This window comes from Mangrovihabitans endophyticus (assembly GCF_014646155.1).
Taxonomy (GTDB): Bacteria; Actinomycetota; Actinomycetes; order Mycobacteriales; family Micromonosporaceae; genus Actinoplanes; species Actinoplanes endophyticus.
The window spans coordinates 22,195-40,990 of the sequence record NZ_BMMX01000014.1 but is presented as its reverse complement, the minus strand read 5'-3'; the positions used below and the strand labels follow the sequence as shown (position 1 = coordinate 40,990).

The 18,796-nt window shown below is 70.8% G+C and carries 14 protein-coding genes and 1 pseudogene; 9 read left to right on the top strand and 6 right to left on the bottom strand.

From position 1 onward, the window contains the following. Nucleotides 1-51: 51 nt before the first annotated feature. The 3 genes from IEY73_RS16870 to acs form a co-directional block, all read right to left on the bottom strand. Nucleotides 52-2,403 (bottom strand): immune inhibitor A domain-containing protein, encoded by a 2,352-nt coding sequence (locus IEY73_RS16870; protein WP_189080261.1) that lies wholly within the window; start codon nt 2,401-2,403, stop codon nt 52-54. A 358-nt stretch (nt 2,404-2,761) separates the two neighbouring features. Next, nucleotides 2,762-5,119 (bottom strand): immune inhibitor A domain-containing protein, encoded by a 2,358-nt coding sequence (locus IEY73_RS16865; RefSeq protein WP_189080260.1) that lies wholly within the window; start codon nt 5,117-5,119, stop codon nt 2,762-2,764. Between the two features lie 270 nt (nt 5,120-5,389). Then, nucleotides 5,390-7,375 (bottom strand): acetate--CoA ligase, encoded by a 1,986-nt coding sequence (acs, locus tag IEY73_RS16860; protein WP_189080168.1) that lies wholly within the window; start codon nt 7,373-7,375, stop codon nt 5,390-5,392. 133 nt (nt 7,376-7,508) lie between these two features. Between acs and IEY73_RS16855 the strand changes: the two genes are divergently transcribed. Both IEY73_RS16855 and IEY73_RS16850 read left to right on the top strand, forming a co-directional pair. Then, nucleotides 7,509-8,246: a Fic family protein gene (locus IEY73_RS16855; RefSeq protein WP_189080167.1), complete on the top strand. Its 738-nt coding sequence runs from the start codon at nt 7,509-7,511 to the stop codon at nt 8,244-8,246. Nucleotides 8,247-8,391: 145 nt separating this feature from the next. Next, complete coding sequence (locus tag IEY73_RS16850; RefSeq protein ID WP_189080166.1) at nt 8,392-8,874, top strand: PH domain-containing protein; 483 nt, start codon at nt 8,392-8,394, stop codon at nt 8,872-8,874. 426 nt (nt 8,875-9,300) lie between these two features. Here the strand turns inward: IEY73_RS16850 and IEY73_RS16845 are convergent, their stop codons facing one another. Together IEY73_RS16845 and IEY73_RS16840 are read right to left on the bottom strand one after the other, a co-directional pair. After that, complete coding sequence (locus IEY73_RS16845; protein WP_189080165.1) at nt 9,301-10,098, bottom strand: HAD family hydrolase; 798 nt, start codon at nt 10,096-10,098, stop codon at nt 9,301-9,303. A gap of 612 nt (nt 10,099-10,710) precedes the next feature. Next, complete coding sequence (locus tag IEY73_RS16840) at nt 10,711-11,073, bottom strand: STAS domain-containing protein (RefSeq protein ID WP_189080164.1); 363 nt, start codon at nt 11,071-11,073, stop codon at nt 10,711-10,713. A gap of 280 nt (nt 11,074-11,353) precedes the next feature. On the opposite strand from IEY73_RS16840, the gene ssd reads away from it, so the two are divergent. The 7 genes and pseudogenes from ssd to IEY73_RS33600 all read left to right on the top strand — a co-directional run. Further along, a complete protein-coding gene (gene ssd / locus IEY73_RS16835) occupies nt 11,354-12,451 on the top strand; it encodes a septum site-determining protein Ssd (RefSeq protein ID WP_189080163.1) in 1,098 nt (365 codons plus the stop codon). Nucleotides 12,452-12,503: 52 nt separating this feature from the next. Continuing rightward, nucleotides 12,504-13,697 (top strand): TadA family conjugal transfer-associated ATPase, encoded by a 1,194-nt coding sequence (locus IEY73_RS16830; protein ID WP_189080162.1) that lies wholly within the window; start codon nt 12,504-12,506, stop codon nt 13,695-13,697. After that, nucleotides 13,694-14,416: a type II secretion system F family protein gene (locus IEY73_RS16825; RefSeq protein WP_229715893.1), complete on the top strand. Its 723-nt coding sequence runs from the start codon at nt 13,694-13,696 to the stop codon at nt 14,414-14,416. Before IEY73_RS16830 ends, IEY73_RS16825 begins: the two co-directional genes overlap by 4 nt. A 226-nt stretch (nt 14,417-14,642) precedes the next feature. Continuing rightward, nucleotides 14,643-15,350, top strand: coding sequence for a type II secretion system F family protein (locus IEY73_RS16820; protein ID WP_189080161.1), 708 nt, complete (start codon nt 14,643-14,645; stop codon nt 15,348-15,350). A 25-nt stretch (nt 15,351-15,375) separates the two neighbouring features. Then, complete coding sequence (locus tag IEY73_RS16815) at nt 15,376-15,561, top strand: DUF4244 domain-containing protein (RefSeq protein ID WP_189080160.1); 186 nt, start codon at nt 15,376-15,378, stop codon at nt 15,559-15,561. Next, on the top strand, nt 15,558-15,932 hold the full coding sequence (locus IEY73_RS33605) for a TadE family type IV pilus minor pilin (protein ID WP_229715892.1): 375 nt from the start codon (nt 15,558-15,560) through the stop codon (nt 15,930-15,932). The genes IEY73_RS16815 and IEY73_RS33605 overlap by 4 nt, the downstream gene beginning before the upstream one ends. Next, nucleotides 15,929-16,306: pseudogene (locus IEY73_RS33600) on the top strand (Rv3654c family TadE-like protein); the annotation flags it as partial. The gene IEY73_RS33605 and the pseudogene IEY73_RS33600, both read left to right, overlap by 4 nt. On the opposite strand, the gene sftH reads toward IEY73_RS33600, so the two are convergent. Then, entirely contained in the window at nt 16,306-18,669 is a 2,364-nt protein-coding gene (gene sftH / locus IEY73_RS16805; protein ID WP_189080159.1) for a DEAD/DEAH box helicase, read from the bottom strand. The pseudogene IEY73_RS33600 and the gene sftH sit on opposite strands and share 1 nt — an antisense overlap. Nucleotides 18,670-18,796 lie beyond the last annotated feature (127 nt).

The following is an 18,796-nucleotide window of genomic DNA, read 5'->3' as shown; positions in this document are numbered from 1 at the left end:
CGGCGAACGCCCGGGACCAGGCGGTCCCGGGCGTTCGTGGTGCGGTGTGGATCAGCTGATGCGGATCTTCATGGACGTACCGCTCTCGGCCACCACGCGGATCTTCACGCCGATCGCGGGCAGCTTCACGCCGGCCCACGGGATGTTCGCGTCGAAGTACGACTTGGTGTCGTCGAACAGCGGCTGACCGGCCTGACCGCGGACGTATGACGGCTTGCCGTCGATGTGCAGCGTGAACGAGTCGGCCTTCTGCAGGCCGAACGGCGCGTCGTATAGCTGGATGCGCGACCGCCAGGGCTGTCCGTCCAGGTTGTACATGGCCTGCGGGTGCGAGTCGATGATGAGGTTGCGCCCGTGACCGGGGTGCTGGTTCACGTTGTTGTCCGAGTAGTACTGGTCGTTGTAGGAGATGAGCAGGCCCTCCTGGTACGGGAAGTGCTCCACCCAGTCCGGCTTGGTGGACGGCCAGCCGAAGTTGTACGGGCCGGTCCGCAGGAACCGGTCGTACGAGACGTAGCTGCGGTGACCGGCGATGTAGAAGTTGTCGTAGTCCGCCGTCGAGGTGGAACCGACGATGCTGAAGCCGTTCGGGCTCCAGGTGCTGTCGCCCTCGGCGCCGTCCACATCGGTCGCGGTGCCGTCCACGGTGATGGTCAGGTCGTCGCCGAAGAAGCCACCCTCGGACACGCCGCCGTCGGTGAGGTAGTGCAGCCGCACCTGGATGGTCTGGCCGGCGTACGCGGTCAGCGGCACGTCGATGCTGCGCCACTGCCCGTCACTGGAGCCGTCCAGGGCCGGACGGGCCGGGTCGCCGCCGTCGGTGCCGAGCGGCTGACCGTCGACGGTGCCGTCCAGGGCGGTCCACGTGGAGCCGCCGTCGGTGGACGCCTCGAAGTAGAGGTAGTCGTACCCCTCTTCGATGCTGTAGCGACCCTTCAGGTCGAGCGCGGCCGAGGTGGCCCCGGTCAGGTCGACGCTCTTGGTGAGCGCGGTGTTCAAGCCGTCGTCGTTGCCGGAGAACCACTGCTTGTCACCGGCGTACGGCGCACCCAGGTCGGTGGTGACCTCCTTGTCCGGGAGCACCATGACGACCGCCTGCGCCTTGGCCGAGTTGTACTCCTGCGGCCCGAGGTTGACGGTCTTCTTCTGGCCCGCGACCACGGTCTCGTAGTCCAGCCAGCCGAGCTGCATCTTGTTCCACGCGCCGATGTCGCCGGGCTTCTCGCCGAGGGCTTCGCCCTTGCCGCCGAGCCGACTCTGCGCCATCAGCGTCCAGTACTCGCTGTTGTTGTTCAGCCCGCCACTGGTGTCGTAGTCGTCGGGCAGGCCGAGGTCGTGGCCGTACTCGTGGGCGAAGACGCTCAGGCCGCCGTTCTCCGGCTGGACGGTGTAGTCGCCGATCCAGATGCCGCTGTTGCCGATCTCGGTGCCACCCGCCAGGTTGTCGGCCGGGCCGCTGATGCCGAACGACGTGCTGTACGCGTACCAGCGGTGCGCCCAGATGGCGTCCTCGCCCTGCTGCGGGTCACCGTCGGACTGGTCGCCGCCGGCGTGCACGATCTGGAAGTGGTCGATGTAGCCGTCCGGCTCGTTGAAGTTGCCGTCGCCGTCGTAGTCGTACCGGTCCCACTGGTCGAAGCTCTTGAGGTCGGCCTTGATCTGTTTGTTGGTGCGACCGGCGGCCTTCTGGTCCGCGACCCACTGGTTGGCCGCGTCCTTGACCAGGGCCCAGACGTTGGTGTCGGTGCACTGGCCGTGGACGTTGCAGTCGCGGCCGTAGCGGGCCTCGTTGTAGGGCACCTTGACCCAGTCGGTGACCTCGCCGTCGACCGAGTAGCGGCCGGAGGACTGCTTGTCGTAGTACTTCTTCAGCGACTGGACGCCCTTGCCCTTGCCGAAGTACAGGTCCTGGTAGTGGGCCTGGTTGTAGTCGGCCTGCCACACCGTGGTGTTGTCCTCGCTGCGGTCCGGCTCGGGGATCGAGTTGTGCAGCGGGCCGTCGAAGGTGGTCGGTCCCGGGGTCGACGGGTCACTGTCCACGTCCGGGTAGTCGGGGTGCCGCTCGTTACCGAACTCGGCCAGGATCACGAAGATCCGGTCGGTCTTCTCCCGGCTCAGTTCGACGTATTGGTCCTTGCCGGCCTTGGCCACCTTGCGGTCGGTCAGGCCCGCGCCCTGGGTCTTGCCGACCTTGGCGACGGTGCTGGCGCCGCGCTTCTGGGCCTTGACCGTGCCCTTGAGGACGCCGTTGACGGCTTCCTGGCGCAGCTCGCGCCGCTTCTCCTCCAGGGGGTTGGGCATGTCGTCGACCGGCGCCTTCTTGCTGGCCTTGGCCGGAATCGTATCGACAGGCGGCGCCGCGGAGGCCACGGTCGGCAGGAGTGCTCCGACACTGGTGACCATCGCGGCGCCAAGCAGTCCAGCGACCACCTTGCGCACTTCGTACCTCCGTTGACATGACCGAATCGCTGTGTGCAGCGGTCGGCGCGAGAGCCCCGGGGGTTCGGGGCTGAAGAGAAACTATGAATGGGCTGGCAAGTTCCGGAAGAACATGCTGCAAAACGATAAACGATCTTTATCTAAGTCTGCTCAGCGTGACTGTGTGAGCGCTCCACCTCGGCAAACGTGGTCGCGGAGCGTCATCGTGTCGGCGGTCGCCAAGCGTATGAGAAACGGCGCGTCGGGGAAGCCGGGATGGCGCGTACGGGCAAAAGGAGGGCGGGCGCCCGGAATTGCCGGACGCCCGCCGCCATGCGGTGAATTAGCTGATGCGGACCTTCATGGAGGTGCCGTCGACCGCCACCACCCGCATCTTGACACCCACGGCCGGAAGCTTGACGCCGTGGTTCGGCAGATCCGGGTCGAAGTACTGCTTGGTGTCGTTGAACAACGGCTGCGCGGCCTGGCCACGGATGTAGCTGGGCTTGCCGTTGATGTGCAGCGTGAACGAGTCAGCCTTCTGCAGGCCGAACGGCGCGTCATAGATCTGGACGCGCGTCCGCCAGGGCTTTCCTTCGAGGTTGTACAGCGTCTCCGGGTGCGCGTCGATGTACAGGTTGCGCCCGGTGCCCGGGTGGACGTTGACGTTGTTGTCGACCTGCGAGGTGTCCCAGTACGAGATGAGCAGACCCTCCTGGTAGGAGTAGTGGTCCACATAGTCCGGCCGGTCCGGGTAACCGAAGTAGTACGGGCCCGTCTTCAGGTACCGGTCGTAGGTCACGTAACTGCGGTGCCCCGCGATGTAGAAGTTGTCGTAGTCCTCGGTGGTGCTGGCGCCCACGATCGAGAAGCCGTCCAGGTCCCACGTGGTGTCGCCCTCGGCACCGTCGGTCAGCACCGTCGCGCCGTCCGCGGTGATGGTGACGTCGTCGCCGAAGAATCCGCCCTCGGAGACGCCACCGTCGGTCACATAGTGCAGGCGGAAGGTGATGTCCTGTCCCGCGTACGCGTCCAGCGGGATCTGGATGTCGGTCCACGCGCCGTCGCTGCTGCCGGTCACCGCCGGCGTGTCGCTGGCGTCGCGGGGCAGCGGCGCCCCGTCGATGGTGCCGTCCAGCCGGGTCCAGGTGGAGCCGCCGTCGGTGGACGCCTCGAAGTAGAGGTAGTCGTAGTCCACCTCGATGTCGTACCGGCCCTTGAGGCTGACCGCGGCGGTCGAGTTGCCGGTGAGGTCGATGTCGTGCGACATCGCGGTGTTCAGGTCGTCCGCGTTGCCGGAGAAGAACTGGCCGTCTCCCGCGTACGGCTCGCCGAGCTCGGTGGTGACCTCCTTGTCCGGCAACACCACCACGACGCCCTGTGCCTTGGCCGTGTTGTATTCCTCCGGGCCCAGGTTGAGGGTCTTCTTCTGGCCCGCCACCACGGTCTCGTAGTCCAGCCAGCCGAGCTGCATCTTGTTCCAGGCGCCGATGTCGCCGGGACGGGTGCCGATCGGTTCACCGGCCGCGTTCAGGCGGCTCTGCGCCATCAGCGTCCAGTACTCGTTGGCGTTGTCGCCACCGGCCGAGGTGTCGTAGTCGTCCGGTAGGCCCAGATCGTGGCCGTACTCGTGGCAGAAGACGCTCAGGCCGCCGTTCTCCGGCTGGATCGTGTAGTCGCCGATCCAGATGCCGGTGTCGCCGATCTGGGTGCCACCGAGCAGGTTGTCGCCCGGTCCGGTGCGGCCGACGTCCGTGCCGTACGCGTACCACCGGTGGCTCCAGATGGCGTCCTCGCCCTGCTGCGGATCACCGTCGGCCTGATCGCCGCCGGCGTGCACGATCTGGAAGTGGTCGATGTAGCCGTCCGGCTCGTTGAAGTTGCCGTCGTTGTCGTAGTCGTAGCGGTCGTACTGGTCGAACGACTTCATGTCCGCGGAGATGGCGGCGTCGCTGCGGCCGGCGGCCTGCTGGTCGGCGACCCATTGGTTGGCCGCGTCCCGGATGAGCGCCCATGTGTTGTTGCAGACGTGTCCGCCGCACAGGTCACGGCCGTAGCGGGCCTCGTTGTAGCGGACCTTGACCCAGTCGGTGACCTCGCCGTCGACCGAGTAGCGGCCGGAGGACTGCTTCTCGTAGTACGTCTTGAGCGACTCGACGCCGTTGCCCTTGCCGAAGTACATCTGCCGGTAGTGGTCGGCCGAATAGTCCGACTGCCAGATCGTGGTGTTGTCCACGCTACGGTCCGGCTCGGGGATCGAGTTGTGCAGCGGGCCGTCGAAGGTGGTCGGTCCCGGGGTCGACGGGTCGCTGTCCACGTCCGGGTAGTTCGGGTGCCGCTCGTTACCGAACTCGGCCAGAATCACGAAGATTCGGTCGGTCCGTTCGCGGCCGAGTTCGACGTATTGGTCCTTGCCGGCCTTGGGCATGGCGCGGTTGGTGGCGCCGGAGCCGTTGGTGCGGCCGACCTTGACCACGGTGCTGCCGTTGCGCTGGATCGGCTTCGCCGTGCCGCTGGCCACGTCGGCCACGGCTTGCGCGCGCAGCGCGCGGCGCTTGTCTTCGAGCGGGTTGGGAAGATCGTCTACGGGTGCTGAACCGGGCCTTGCTGCCGGTGCGGGATCCACTGGCGGCGCTGCGCTGGCGGCGGCCGGAACCGAGATCCCGACGCTCGTGACCAGCGATGCGCCCAGCAGTCCCATGACCACCTTGCGCACTACGTACCTCCGTTGACGTGACCGGACCGCTCGGGTGCAGCGGGTCGGCGGTAAACGGCCCCGGGGGTTCGGGGCTCACGTGAACGTATGCAAACAGAGAGATACGTGAAAGGGTTCGCGTCGATTGATGGGCGATGGTGACCCGATATGGTTTTGCCATAACGCCAACAGCGGCATTACCGGCGAAGCGGACTGTTGGCCGAAACAGCGGCAGACCCCACGATGCCAGGCCTGCCGCTGCTCGCCGAGAGGTTCTCAGTCCTCGGACTTGCCCGACTGCATCCCCGACGAGATCAGGTCCATCACCGCGGAGTCCTGCAGGGTCGTGACGTCGCCCAGCGACCGGTTCTCCGCGACGTCGCGCAGCAACCGTCGCATGATCTTTCCGGAACGGGTCTTCGGTAGTTCCGGTACCAGCATGATCTGCCGGGGCTTGGCGATCGGGCCGAGCGTCTTGGCCACGTGATTGCGCAGTTCCTGGATCAGGGCCTCGCCGGCCGCACCCTCGATGTCCGCGGTGCCGCGGGGAATGGTGAACGCGACGATCGCCTGACCGGTGGTCGGGTCGCTGGCGCCGACCACCGCGGCCTCGGCGACCGACGGATGCGACACCAGCGCCGACTCGACCTCCGTGGTGGAGATGTTGTGGCCGGAGATCAGCATGACGTCGTCGACCCGGCCGAGAAGCCAGAGCGCGCCGTCGTCGTCCTTCTTGGCCCCGTCCCCGGCAAAATAGATCCATTCGTCGCCGCTGCCCGCGCCGGCACCGAACCGCGACCAGTACGTGTCGATGAAGCGCTGGTCGTCACCCCAGATGGTGCGCAGCATCGACGGCCACGGCTCCCGCAGCACCAGGAAACCGCCGCCGCCGTCGGGCACCGACTGCGCCTGGTCGTCCACCACGTCGGCGGAGATCCCGGGCAGCGGGGTCATCGCCGAACCCGGCTTCGTCGCGGTGACACCCGGCAACGGCGAGATCATCATCCCGCCGGTCTCGGTCTGCCACCAGGTGTCCACGATGGGGGCGCGGTCACGACCCACGTTCTTGCGGTACCACATCCAGGCTTCCGGGTTGATCGGCTCGCCGACACTGCCCAGCACCCGCAGCGACGACAGGTCGTACTTCGCCGGGATGTCCTCACCCCACTTCATCATGGTGCGGATCAGCGTCGGTGCGGTGTACAGCAGGGATACGTGGTATTTGTCGACGATCTCCCAGAAACGCCCCTTGTGCGGGGTGTCCGGCGTGCCCTCGTACATCACCTGGGTCGCGCCGTTGGAGAGCGGGCCATAGACGATGTACGAGTGCCCGGTGACCCACCCGATGTCGGCGGTGCACCAGAAGACGTCGGTGTCCGGTTTGTGGTCGAAGACCGCGTCGAAGGTGTACGACGCCTGGGTCAGGTATCCGCCGGTGGTGTGCAGGATGCCCTTCGGCTTTCCGGTGGTGCCCGAGGTGTAGAGGATGAACAGCGGGTGCTCGGCGTCGAACGACTCCGGCTTATGCTGCTCGCTCGCCTGCTCGACGGTCTCGTGCCACCACTTGTCCTTCTCGCCCCATGCCACGTCCTGGCCGGTGCGACGCACCACCAGCACGTTCTCGATGCTCGGGCACTGGGCGACCGCGTCGTCCACCATCGGCTTGAGCGCGGACGGCTTGCCACGGCGATAGCCGCCGTCGGCGGTGATCACGAGCTTGGCGTCGGCGTCCTGGATCCGGGTGGCCAACGCGTCCACCGAGAACCCGCCGAAGACCACGCTGTGCAGGGCGCCGATCCGGGCGCAGGCGAGCATCGCGACCGCCGCCTCGGGGATCATCGGGAGGTAGATCGCCACCCGGTCCCCGGCGCCGATGCCGAGTTCGGTAAGCGCGTTCGCGGCCTGGCTGACGCTCGTGAGCAGATCCGCGTACGTGATGGTGCGGGTGTCGCCGGGCTCGCCCTCCCAGTGGATCGCCACCTTGTCGCCCAGCCCCGCCTCCACGTGCCGGTCGACGCAGTTGTACGCGATGTTCAGGGCGCCGCCGACGAACCACTTGGCAAACGGCGGGTTCGACCAGTCGAGCACCTGGTCCCATTCTTTGGTCCAGGTGAGCCGGTGCGCCTGCTGTGCCCAGTAGCCGAGCCGGTCCGCCGTGGCCGCGTCATAGTCGGACGCCGTCACATTGGCCCGCTCGGCGAGGTCGGCGGGTGGCGGAAAAACCCGGGATTCGGAACTGAGGTTCTCCAGCGTTTCGCTCATGGGGGCGGCTCCTCTGCCGTGACCGGTCTCTTTTCTGCACCCTAGTTCCGCTCGGCGTGACCGGCGAGGCTCGGGCGGGGCGTCGCGCCATGTGGTCGCCGACGCGCGCCGACTGACCGGCTACCTTGGCCGGATGCCGCCCGATCCCCTCGCACCGCTGCTCGACCTCGCCGACGTGCCGGCCGCCCTCGCCGCGGCCCGTGAGCGCGTCGATGACGCGTTGCGGCACCGCGCGTTGCGGCGGCAGGGCGGCCCGGTGGCCGCCGAATCCGGTCTGCGTGCCGCGGTGGCCAGCGCGGCGCTGGAGGGCAGCCGCCACGAGGTGGACGATGTGCGCGCCGGCACGGTCACCGCCCCGGTTCTACAGGGCGCGCTGCGGGTGTCCCAGGCCCTCGGGGGCCTCACCGACCTGTGGATGCGCGCACCCCGGCAGGTTCTCGCCCGGCTGCACATGCTCGCCGCCCGTGGTGTGGTCGCCGATGCCGACCTCGGGCGCCTGCGGTCCGGCTCGGAGCGCGTGGATGCCCTCGCCCGGCTGGTCGCCGGCAACGACACCAGTCCGCCGCTGGTGCTGGCCGCCGTCGTGCACGCGGAACTGCTGACGCTGCGGCCGTTCGCCGGCCCCTCCGGTGTGATCGCCCGCGCCGCGTCCCGGCTCACCCTGATCGGCCGCGGGCTGGACCCTCGCGGGTTGCTCGCGGTCGAGGTGGGACACCTGCGGCGCGAGCCGGAGTACGTCGGGGCGGCCGGCGCGTACGCGACGGGCACGCCGGACGGCATCCGCGCGTGGCTGCGGCATCATGCCCATGCGGTGCAGGAGGCGGCCGACGAGCTGGTGTCCGTCGGTGACGAGGTGCTGACGCGTCGTTGATCTCTGGCCCGGTCCGCCGGTTCCGGAGACGCCGGGATGCGGCAACCCGCCGATCAGTCTGCGGGGAATCACCCGCTCGGGCGGGATCTGCATCGCTGTCGGATATGTGCCCTTCGTCCTCGGTTGCGTTGGCATACTCGGTCGCGTGACCGACACCTGGATCCGGCCCTACACGCCCGGCGCCGGTCGATGGCTGGTGATCGCCTGGGAGGCGGTCGCGCTGGCGCTGCTTGGCTGGGCGACCGTGCGGCAGTTCGACCTGGACGGGTACGCCGTTCACCTGCTCGCCGGCGTGCTCGCCGGCACCTGGACACTGGGCGCCTGGCGGATCCTGCAGATGGGCGCCTACCTCGGGCCGGACGGGCTGCGCATCCGCGGCCTGCTGCGCTCACGGGTGCTGCACTGGCAGGACGTCGCCCACGTCCGCCTGCACCGCGCCACCCATCGGGTCGGCCCGTGGGAGATCGAGAGCGGCATGACGGTGCTTATCGAACGGCGCGACGGCACCACGGTCAACACCGAACTCTGGGCGCAGGGGGTCGACTTCCACTCGCGGCCCGCGGTCTTCCGCGCGGTCTATCACGAACTGCGCGACCACCACCTGCGCGCGGCGAACGCGGTGGCGTGACCCTCCCTGCCGCGACACCTCCCTGCCGCGACACCTCCTATCGCGACACCTCCTATCGCGACACATTTTCGCCGCGCGACGGACAGGCGTAGGGCCGGACACACATAAAGCCGGCGTCCCGTTGCGGGGCGCCGGCCTCGCGCGTCCGAACCGGGTTATCAAGCGTGCACCTGGGTCGTTGTCGGCGGTCCCTGTGCGGGTGCCGCCGCAACGTGCCTGCCGTGGCTGATCGCGCGTGGGTTCCCGGTGGCCGTGCACGGAGCCCGGCATAACCAGGTCCGCACCTCCTTTCTACGCCGCCGTTGGCTTGATCGCCAGACGCCGACGGGACGCCGTTGGGGTGCGGCGGAAAACTCAGACGTCCCACATCGGTGCAGGTCGTTGCCCCTGTGTGGCTGGGGATACCGGTCGCGTACGGCTCGCGGCTCAGGCGGCGGCGCGCGTCTTGCGGTGCCGGCCGTAGATGGCGATGCCGATGGCCACGCCGACCCCGACGCCGAGCGCCGCCGCGGCGACCGGAACCGCCGGGCGGTCCCGCAGCCGCTGGCCCAGCGGTACCGGGTGCCGGAACTCGAGGATCGGCCAGGATCTCTCGGTGGCGACCCGGCGCAGCGTGCGGGACGGATTGACCGCGTTCGGATGACCCACCGATTCCAGCAACGGCAGATCGCTGCTGGAGTCGGAGTAGGCGTAGCAGTCCGCCAGGTCGTAACCGTGCGCCGCGGCAAGGTCCCGGACCCCCTGCGCCTTGCTCGGTCCGGCCGCGTAGAACTCGACCTCCCCGCTGTACCGGCCGTCCACGATGCGCATCCGGGTGGCGATCACATCGGTGACGCCGAGCAGCGCACCGATCGGCCGCACCATCTCGTCGCCGGACGCGGAGACCAGCACGACGTCCCGTCCGGCCGCGCGGTGCTCGCCGATCAGGGTCGCGGCCTCCGCGTACACGTACGGGTTGATCAATTCGTCCAGGGCCTCGACGACGATCTGGCGAACCTGCTCCACGCGCCAGCCCTTGCACAGCTCGGCGAGATAGTCGCGGGTGCGCGCCATGGTCTGCTCGTCGGTGCCACCGAGCCGGAACATCAACTGCGCGTACGCGGATTTCACCACGTCACGGCGACTGATCAGCCCATCACGATAGAAAGGCCGTCCGAACGCCAAGGCGCTGGACTTGGCGATGACGGTCTTGTCGAGGTCGAAGAACGCGGCGCTGACGCCCACGGGGCGAAAGTGTAGCCGCCCGTCGGCGTGCGTTCCCGCCGGTGATCCCCACGTGCCGAGAACGTCGCATCGAGTCACAATGGGTACTCGACGGCGGGCCATGTGTAGGGCATGCTGTTGTTACGACAGGTATTCATGTTGTTAGCGGGCATGTTGTTGTCGGGCCAGCCGCGGTCAGGCAGGTTGCAGTCGGAATCCCGCGTGACTGATCTCCGGCTTCGACAGAGCTCCGCCAGCTTGTTTGCGTTGCCAGATTCTCGGTGGTTGCGCCCCCCGCGATCACCGAGCCGATTCGGCTCGACCCCCCCGGAGCCGAATCCTGGACGGCCCTCGTCGCCCCCCGACGGGGGCCGTCTCTTATACGAAACTCCCACCCATGTCCGCCGCGTCCGCGGGCCGGCCCGCTCGACGATCCTCGTCCGCCGCCCCACAGACCCTCGTCCGCCGCCCCGCAGACCGAGTCGATGTCGGCTTTCCACGCCATGTCGAGTTCGTCATCGCCCTGGTACGCGTGACCGTGGCGGCGGTCGCGGCGCCGACAACCGGACACGAGGCGGCGTGTGTGGACTGACGTGACCCGTTCCGGTGTGGGGACGCTCGATGCGGGATGGCTCAGGCGCCGGTGGCCTCGGACAGTGAGGGCCGGGGCCCCGGCTCCGCGTCGACCGGGCAGAAGAAGTCCGACAATCCGGTCACGGCCAGGACGCGCCGGAAACTGTCACTCATGTTGACCACGGAGAATCGAGCGCCCGCCTCGTCGGCGCACCGGTAGCCCTCGATCAGCGCGCCGAGACCGGTGGAGTCCATGAACGTGGCGCGACCCAGATCGACGACGAGTGCCAACGGCGACCACTCGGCAACGGCGCCGCAGATCTCGCGGGACAGCTCGTCGGCATTGGAAAAGTCGATCTCGCCAGCCACGGCGACCGTCGCCGTGCCGTCGGCGGCAAACATGCTCTCGATCGGGTTCTCCATGCCAACTCCATCACGTCGCGCTGGCAACAAGATACCCAACGCCGCGCCATCCCGCCCTTCCGCAGTCGGTTTCCCGCCCTTGCGCATCGCGTGAGCCCGATGGCAGGGGAGGCAGACAGCGCGGGCCAACGAACCGCGGCGTAGCAGATCCACCGCCCGGACGGAGGCCCTTCCACAGGGCCGATCCGCCGTCCACAGGCGCGTGGGTACGCCTTGTCGCGATGTCTTCGGCTCCGCGACGGTGCTCGGGCCGTTCCCCTTCGCCTGAGCTGGAGACAAGATGCCCGCACAAGCCCCCGCCCGTCCTCCGTCGCGGCCACCGCTCGTGGTCACCGCGGATCCGGGCCTGCTCGACGAGCTCCTGCGGCTGGCCGCCGCGGCCGGCGCCGAGGTCGACGTGGCACCGGATCCGGCCGCGGCACGGCCGCGGTTCATCGGTGCGCCGACCGTCCTGATCGGCGCCGATCAGGCGCAGGCCTGCCTGCGTGCTCGACTGCCGCGCCGTTCCCGGGTGGTGATCGTGGGCGGTGAGCGTGCCGTCGACGCGGTCTGGTCGCTCGCCGAGCCGCTCGGCGCCGAGCACGTGGCGGTCCTACCCACCGCGGAGGCATGGATCGTCGAGCGCTTCGCCGAGGATCCGGTCCAGTCCGACCCGGGGCGGGTGCTCGCGGTGATCGGTGGGCGCGGTGGCGCGGGTGCCAGCGTGCTGGCCACCGGGCTGGCGGTGACCGCCGTCGCCACCGGGCGGCGCACCCTTCTCGTCGACGCGGATCCGCTCGGTGGCGGTCTCGACCTGGTGCTCGGTTGGGAAGACATCGAGGGATTGCGGTGGGCGGCGCTGACCGAGGCCGGCGGCCGGGTCGACGCGCCCGCGTTGCTGGCCGCGCTTCCGCATCGTGGCGATCTCGTGCTGTTGTCCTTCGACCGGGACGACGAGCTTCGGATCCCCGCGGAAGCCATGGCGGCGACCGTGGACGCCGGCCGCCGGGGCCGTGAGGTGGTGATCGCGGATCTGCCTCGACAGTTGGACGACGCCGCGGTGATCGCGCTCGGCGCGGCGGACCGAGCACTGCTCGTGGTGCCCGCCGAGTTACGGGCGGTCGCCGCGGCGTCTCGGATCGCGGCGACCGTCGCGGTGCACTGCACCGACCTGTCGGTGGTGGTGCGGGGCCCGGCGCCGGGCCGGATCAAGGCCCGTGAGATCTCCTGCGCCCTCGGGCTTCCTCTGGCCGGGTCCCTGCGGCCGGAGATTTCGCTCCCGGAGTCGCTGGAGCGCGGTGAAGCGCCGGCCGCCAGCGGTCGAGGCCCGCTGGCGGAGCTCTGCAAGCGCCTCATCGGCGAGCTGATGGCGCCGCCCCGCGGCGAGGTGGCCGCATGACCCGCACCGAGCGCAGCGAGGGCCGGGAGGGCATGCGACAAGGGGACCCGGCATGAGCGCGGTCCGCGACGGCGGCTCGTCCCCCGCGATGACCGAGCGGGTGCGGCGGCAGTTCGCCGCGCAGGCGACGGAGGTCACGCCGGCTGCGGTGGTGACCGCCGTCCGGGCGGAGAGCGCGATGCTCGGCGACACCACCGTGCTGCGCCTCGCCGGACAGGTGCACGACCAACTCGTCGGTGCGGGTCCGCTCGCCCCTCTGCTGGCCGATCCCGAGGTGACCGATGTGCTCGTCAACGGGCGCCAGGTCTGGGTGGATCGGGGCGCCGGCCTGCAACGGGCGACGGTGTCCCTCGGCGAGGAATCGGACGTGCGCCGTCTCGCGCAGCGAATGGCGTCGGCGTGCGGGCGCCGCCTGGACGACGGCCAGCCCTACGCCGACGCGCGCCTTCCCGACGGCACCCGCCTGCATGCCGTGCTACCACCGGTCGCCGTGGGCGGTCCCTTCCTGTCGCTGCGCACGTTCCGGCATCGTCCGTTCGAGCTCGTCGACCTGGTGCCGGCACCGGTGGCGGCGGTGCTCCAGGCGATCATCGCGGCGCGGCTCGCCTTCCTCGTCACGGGCGGCACGGGGAGCGGCAAGACGACGATGCTCGGTACGTTGCTGGGCCGGGTGCCGCCGACGGAGCGGATCGTCCTGGTCGAGGACGCCGCGGAACTGCAGCCGGCGCACCCGCATGTGGTCGCGCTGCAGGCTCGCACCGCCAACATCGAAGGCCGCGGAGCGGTCGGACTGACCGAGCTGGTACGTCAAGCGTTGCGCATGCGGCCGGACCGGTTGGTGGTCGGCGAGTGTCGCGGCGCGGAAATCGCCGACATGTTGAACGCACTGAACACGGGTCACGAGGGTGGTGCCGGGACGTTGCACGCCAACGCCCCGGGCGATGTGCCGGCGCGTCTGGAGGCGCTGGGCATGCTGGGCGGCATGCCCCGGGCGGCGTTGCATGCCCAGGCCCTGGCCGCTCTGCAGGTGATCCTGCACCTCCGGCGGACGGCGTCCGGCCGTGTGCTGTCGTCGATCGGGGTGTTCCTGCCGTCCGGGCCCGAACGGCAGGTCACCGTCGTTCCGGCCTGGCAGCGGGGCCGTGGCCCCGGCCCGGCCGCGGGCGTACTCGCCCGGCTGCTGGCCGATCGCGGGGTCGCGATTCCCGGATGGTTGGCTGCGCGTTCGGATGCGAGGCGGGCATGATCTGGCTCTACGCCAGCCTGGTCGGGTGCATGGCCGTGGTGGCGTGGCCGCGACGGTCGGTGCGACTCGGTCCGGACAGCGTCCGGCGCTGGGTTTCCCGTCTGGTGCCGGCCACCCGCACCGCGGCGGAGCGCGTCGCGACGCTGCCCGGCCGACGGCTCCTGCCTCTCGTTGCGGTGGCCGGGGCCCTCCTCGGCTACACCGCCGCCGGCCCGGTGACGGCCCTGGTGGCGGGCGTCTACGCGACGCTGGCAGCCGCTCACCTGCGGCGCCGCCGTGCCAGCCGCGAAGCGGGCGCGCTCCGGACCCGCACGCTTGACGAACTCAGCGCGCTGACCGCCGACCTGCGTGCCGGTCTGCCGCCGACCGACGTGACAGCGATGACCGGTGATCGCCGCTTGGTGGATCTCGCTGCATCGGTGTGGCGCCTGGCCGAACGCACGGGAGCACCAGCGGCCGATCTCCTCGACCGGATCGAGGCCGATGCGCGGGCGGCCGGCCGGGCGTCCGCCGCGGCGGCGGCGCAGGCCGCGGGTGCGCAGGCGACCGCGATGCTGCTCGCGGCCCTGCCCCTGGGTGGCATCGCCTTGGGATACGGCATCGGCGTCGACCCGCTGGCCGTTCTGCTGCACACGCCGTTGGGTGCCGGATGCGCCGCGACCGCGGTGCTGCTGCAGAGCGCCGGCCTTCTCTGGGCCGGTCGGCTGGCGAGTCCATGACCGCCGTGCGTTGCGGGGCGGCGGCGATGGCGACGGCCGGGGGGCCGGTGCGCGCGGCGTTGCGCACCTGTTGCGTGCGGGCCATGTTGTGGGCCCACGAGGCGGATGCGGTCGACTGCCCCGGTCCGGCGCCGGGGGCACCCGCCCCGCCGGGTCGCGCCCACCAGGCGTCCGCCGAGACGGTGCCGGTCTCGGCCGTACCCACGCAGAATTGCAGGTCCGGGGCATGACGGCGGTGGTGTGGCTCTGCTGCGCGGGCGCCCTTGCCGTGGCGCTGCTGCGGTTGCCGGTGCTGGGAAAGTCACTGCGGCGGATCGGCCGGACCGCCCGACCGGCGAGTCGACGTGACCTTCGGGTGCCGCTCACCGCCCTGACCGGTCTCGCCGTGGTGGTCCTGATCGGACGGTGGTGGGGGCTGCCGCTCGCCGTGGCCGCCGGGTACGGGGTTGACCGGCACCTCCGGCGGCGTACGCCGGCACCCGTGCGGGCCGCACGCCTGCGGGCCGTCGCCGATCTGCCGCTGTGTGCCGATCTGGCCGCGTCCGCGCTGCGTGCGGGCGCTCCCGTGGATAGCGCTGCCGAGGCGGTGGCCGACGCCCTGGGCGGGCCTCTCGGCGACCGTCTGGCCCGCGTCGCGCGTTCCCTGCGCCTCGGCGGTGACCCGGCGGAGGCCTGGTCACACCTGGCCGACGTGCCCGGCGCGAGCCGGCTCATCGCGGCGGCGGTCCGGTCCAGCGGAAGCGGCGGCGCGCTGGCCACCGCGCTTCTCCGGCTGGCCGACGACCTGCGCAGCGACCGTGCCGTGGCGGCGGAGGCCGCGGCACGCCGTGCGGGCGTTCTCATCGTCCTTCCGCTCGGGCTGTGTTTCCTTCCGGCCTTCCTGCTCGCCGGCCTGGTGCCGGTGGTGGTCGCCGTTCTCGGCGACGTGCTCTGAATTCCCTCACAGATCGGAGAAGTCCATGCATCGACTGACCGCCCGGCTTGCGCGCCTGCGGTCCGAGGCGTCCGACGCCGGGATGAACACGGCCGAGTACGCCGTGGGCACACTCGCGGCGGTCGCCTTCGCGGGCATCCTGTTGAAGGTGCTGACCAGCGGCCACGTGCAAGCGGCACTGACCGCCGTGATCGACCGAGCGCTGAAGTGATCGGGCGCCGGCGGTCCGGCCGCCACGGCCGTGGCCGGGATCAGGGTTCGTTCACCGCCGAGTTGGCGGCCGGGCTGCCGGCGCTCATGCTGTTGCTGCTCGTGGGGCTCACCGCCGTGCTGGCGGTCGCCACGCGGATGCAATGCCTGGACGCGGCCCGCGACGGCGCCATGGCCGGTGCGCGTGGCGAGGCCGCCGCGCCGGCCGCCGCCCGGGTCGCCCCGGCCGGAGCCGACATCACCGTGTCCACCGGTCCGGACAGCGTGACGGTCGAAGTCCGCGCGCGGATACGCGTACTCGGGGCGCGGCTGCCGATGGTGACCGTCACCTCGGCCGCCACCGCGGCTCGCGAGCCGGAGATCGTGGTGTGAAGGGGCGCGGGGTTGCGGAGCGCGACCGTGGGGCCGCGTCGATTCTGCTGGCCGCGCTCGGCTTGGTGCTCGTGCTGGCCGGTCTGGCCGCCGGTCTCGTCGGTGCCGTCCGCACCGGCCGTCATCGCGCCCAGGTGGCCGCCGATCTGGGTGCGCTGGCGGGCGCGGCGCGGGCGTTCGACGGGTCGGCCGCGACGTGTGCGCAGGCGTCCCGCTTCGCCGCTGCCAACGGTGGACGGCTGACCGGTTGCACGCTTGACGGGCTGGACGTGACCGTGCGGGTAGAGGTCGTGGTGCGGCTCGGCGGTTCGGCTGGGAGCACGCCGCTGCAGGGTGCGGTGGTCGCCCGGGCGGTCGCGCGCGCCGGGCCGGTCTATGCCGTCGAACCGGCGGTGTCCCCGTCGAGCCGGGCCAGGACCGCGTCGAGGACCGCGACCGCTGCGGCCTTGTCCAACGGGTTGTTGCCGTTGCCGCACTTGGGTGACTGGACGCAGCCGGGGCACCCCTCGTCACAGACGCAGGCGGCAATGGCTTCGCGTGTGGCCCGCAGCCAGGCGCTTGCGGTCCGGTACGCCCGCTCGGCGAAGCCCGCGCCGCCGGGGTGACCGTCATAGACGAAGATCGTCGGTGCCTCGGTGTCCGGATGGTTCGCGGTGGACAGGCCGCCGATGTCCCATCGGTCGCAGGTCGCCATCAGCGGCAGCAGGCCGATGGCCGCATGTTCGGCGGCGTGCAACGCGCCCGGAATATCCGGCGGCAGCACTCCTGCCGCGCTCAGCGCCCGCGGCGAGACGGTGAACCAGACGGCCACCGTGCGCAGTTCGCGCGGCGGCAGGTCGAGCGGCCGGGTGTCGATCACCTCACCCGAGCCGGTGCGGCGTCGCTGGTAGGAGACGACCTGACTGGTCACCTCCACGTCGCCGAGGAACAGGCCGACGCCGCCGGCGTCGACGTACGACCGGATGCCGGCCACCGACAGGTCGGTCACCTCGCGCGCGTGGGTCGACCAGTCCGGATCCTCCGCGTGCACCAGCGCCACCGCGTCGTCCAGATCCAAGCGGTCCACCACGTAACTGACACCCTGGTGCAGATAGACCGCCCCGGCATGCACCATGACGTGGGACGAAGCGGGATCCACCGTGCCGAGCAGCCGGCCGGTGGCGCCTTCCACCACCGAGACGGGGTCGCCTCCGGTGCCGCGCAGATCCACTTCCGGGCGGCCCCGATGGGTCCAGTACCACCCCGACGGCCTGCGCCGCAGCGCGCCCGCGTCGGTCAGGGCGGCGACGGCCGTCTCGGCCACCGGACCGCCGAAGAGCCGGATGTCCGCCGCGGTCAGCGGCGCCTCGGACGCCGCGCAGCACAGTTGCGGCCCGAGCACGTACGGGTTGGCCGGGTCCAGGACGGTGGCCTCCACCGGCCGGCCGAACACCGCCTCCGGGTGATGCACCAGGTAGGTGTCCAGCGGGTCGTCGCGAGCGACCAGGACGGCCAGGGCGTCCCGCCCGGCCCGCCCGGCGCGGCCCGCCTGCTGCCACAGCGACGCCCGGGTACCCGGGTAACCGCAGATCACCACCGCGTCCAGCCCGGTCAGGTCGACGCCGAGCTCCAGCGCGTTGGTGGAGGCGAGCGCGCTGAGCTCGCCGGAAAGCAGGGCCCGCTCGATGGCCCGGCGTTCCTCGGTGAGATATCCGCCCCGGTAGGCGGCGACCCGGCCGCCGAGTCCGGGTACCGCTTCGTCGAGCGAGCGTCGTGCCATCGCGGCCACCACCTCGGCGCCCCGGCGGGACCGGACGAAGGCCAGCGTGCGTGTGCCCGCCGCGACGGCGTCGGCGAGCAAGTCAGCGGTTTCCCGCAGGGCCGAGCGGCGCACCGGGGCGAGGTCCGCCTCGCCGGCCGCGGCGCTGTCCGGATCGAGCGGCAGCAGCGGCGGTTCCCACAGCGCGAATGTCACGCCCCCGCGCGGCGCGGCGTCCTCGGTCACCGCCGCCACCGGGAGGCCGGTCAGTCGGGACGCGGCGTCGGCGGGGTCCCCCGAGGTGGCGGAGGCCAGGACGAACGTGGGGGTGGACCCGTAGCGCGCCGCGACACGTCTCAGCCGGCGCAGCACGTGGGCGACATGCGACCCGAAGACGCCGCGGTAGGCGTGGCATTCGTCGATCACCACGTACGTCAGGCGGCGCAGGAAGGTCGCCCACCGGCCGTGCGCGGGCAGCAGGGCGTGGTGCAGCATGTCCGGGTTGGTCAGCACGAAGCGGGCGTGTTCGCGGATCCAGTCGCGTTCCGTCGTCGCGGTGTCGCCGTCAAAGGTGGCCGGGCGGACGCCGTCGAGGCCGAGGCTCGTGACGGCGTGCAACTGATCGGCGGCCAGCGCCTTGGTCGGCGAGACGTAGAGCGCGGTGGCGCGCGGATCGGACAGCAGCCGGGCCAGGGCGGGAAGCTGGTATGCCAGCGACTTGCCGGAGGCGGTTCCGGTGGCGAGCACCACGTGTCCCCCGTCGTGGGCCAGGTCGGCGGCGCTCGCCTGGTGTGCCCAGGGCGCCGCGATGCCTTGCCGTGCATAGGCGTCCACCAGGGCGTCGGGTGTCCACGACGGCCACGGCGCGGTCGCGCCGGCGCGCGGTGGCATCCGCTCGACGTGCGTCACCGCGGACGCCGGTGCCCGCTGGCGCAGGCGATGCAGCAGCTCGGCGGGAGCGGCGACGGAGGGCGGCACCGTTGAGGTCACGTTCTGCACTCTGGCATCGGTATGCGGCGAACCTCAAACGGGTAGGACGGTGGGTGCCACCGCATTGCCGATTGCCGGACGGTGGTTAGATTCGCTGGGGAGATCGGCATCACCCGCCCCCACAGGCAAGGAGGAA

What these genes read in the sequence shown, in the direction of transcription:
- IEY73_RS16825 (WP_229715893.1), top strand. Translation starts at nt 13,694, where the DNA reads ATGATCTGGCTCTACGCCAGCCTGGTCGGGTGCATGGCCGTGGTGGCG.
- IEY73_RS16855 (WP_189080167.1), top strand. Translation starts at nt 7,509, where the DNA reads ATGCCGCCCGATCCCCTCGCACCGCTGCTCGACCTCGCCGACGTGCCG.
- acs (WP_189080168.1), bottom strand. Translation starts at nt 7,375, where the DNA reads ATGAGCGAAACGCTGGAGAACCTCAGTTCCGAATCCCGGGTTTTTCCG.
- IEY73_RS16815 (WP_189080160.1), top strand. Translation starts at nt 15,376, where the DNA reads ATGCATCGACTGACCGCCCGGCTTGCGCGCCTGCGGTCCGAGGCGTCC.
- IEY73_RS16820 (WP_189080161.1), top strand. Translation starts at nt 14,643, where the DNA reads ATGACGGCGGTGGTGTGGCTCTGCTGCGCGGGCGCCCTTGCCGTGGCG.
- IEY73_RS16870 (WP_189080261.1), bottom strand. Translation starts at nt 2,403, where the DNA reads ATGGTCACCAGTGTCGGAGCACTCCTGCCGACCGTGGCCTCCGCGGCG.
- IEY73_RS16865 (WP_189080260.1), bottom strand. Translation starts at nt 5,119, where the DNA reads ATGGGACTGCTGGGCGCATCGCTGGTCACGAGCGTCGGGATCTCGGTT.
- IEY73_RS16830 (WP_189080162.1), top strand. Translation starts at nt 12,504, where the DNA reads ATGAGCGCGGTCCGCGACGGCGGCTCGTCCCCCGCGATGACCGAGCGG.
- IEY73_RS16840 (WP_189080164.1), bottom strand. Translation starts at nt 11,073, where the DNA reads ATGGAGAACCCGATCGAGAGCATGTTTGCCGCCGACGGCACGGCGACG.
- ssd (WP_189080163.1), top strand. Translation starts at nt 11,354, where the DNA reads ATGCCCGCACAAGCCCCCGCCCGTCCTCCGTCGCGGCCACCGCTCGTG.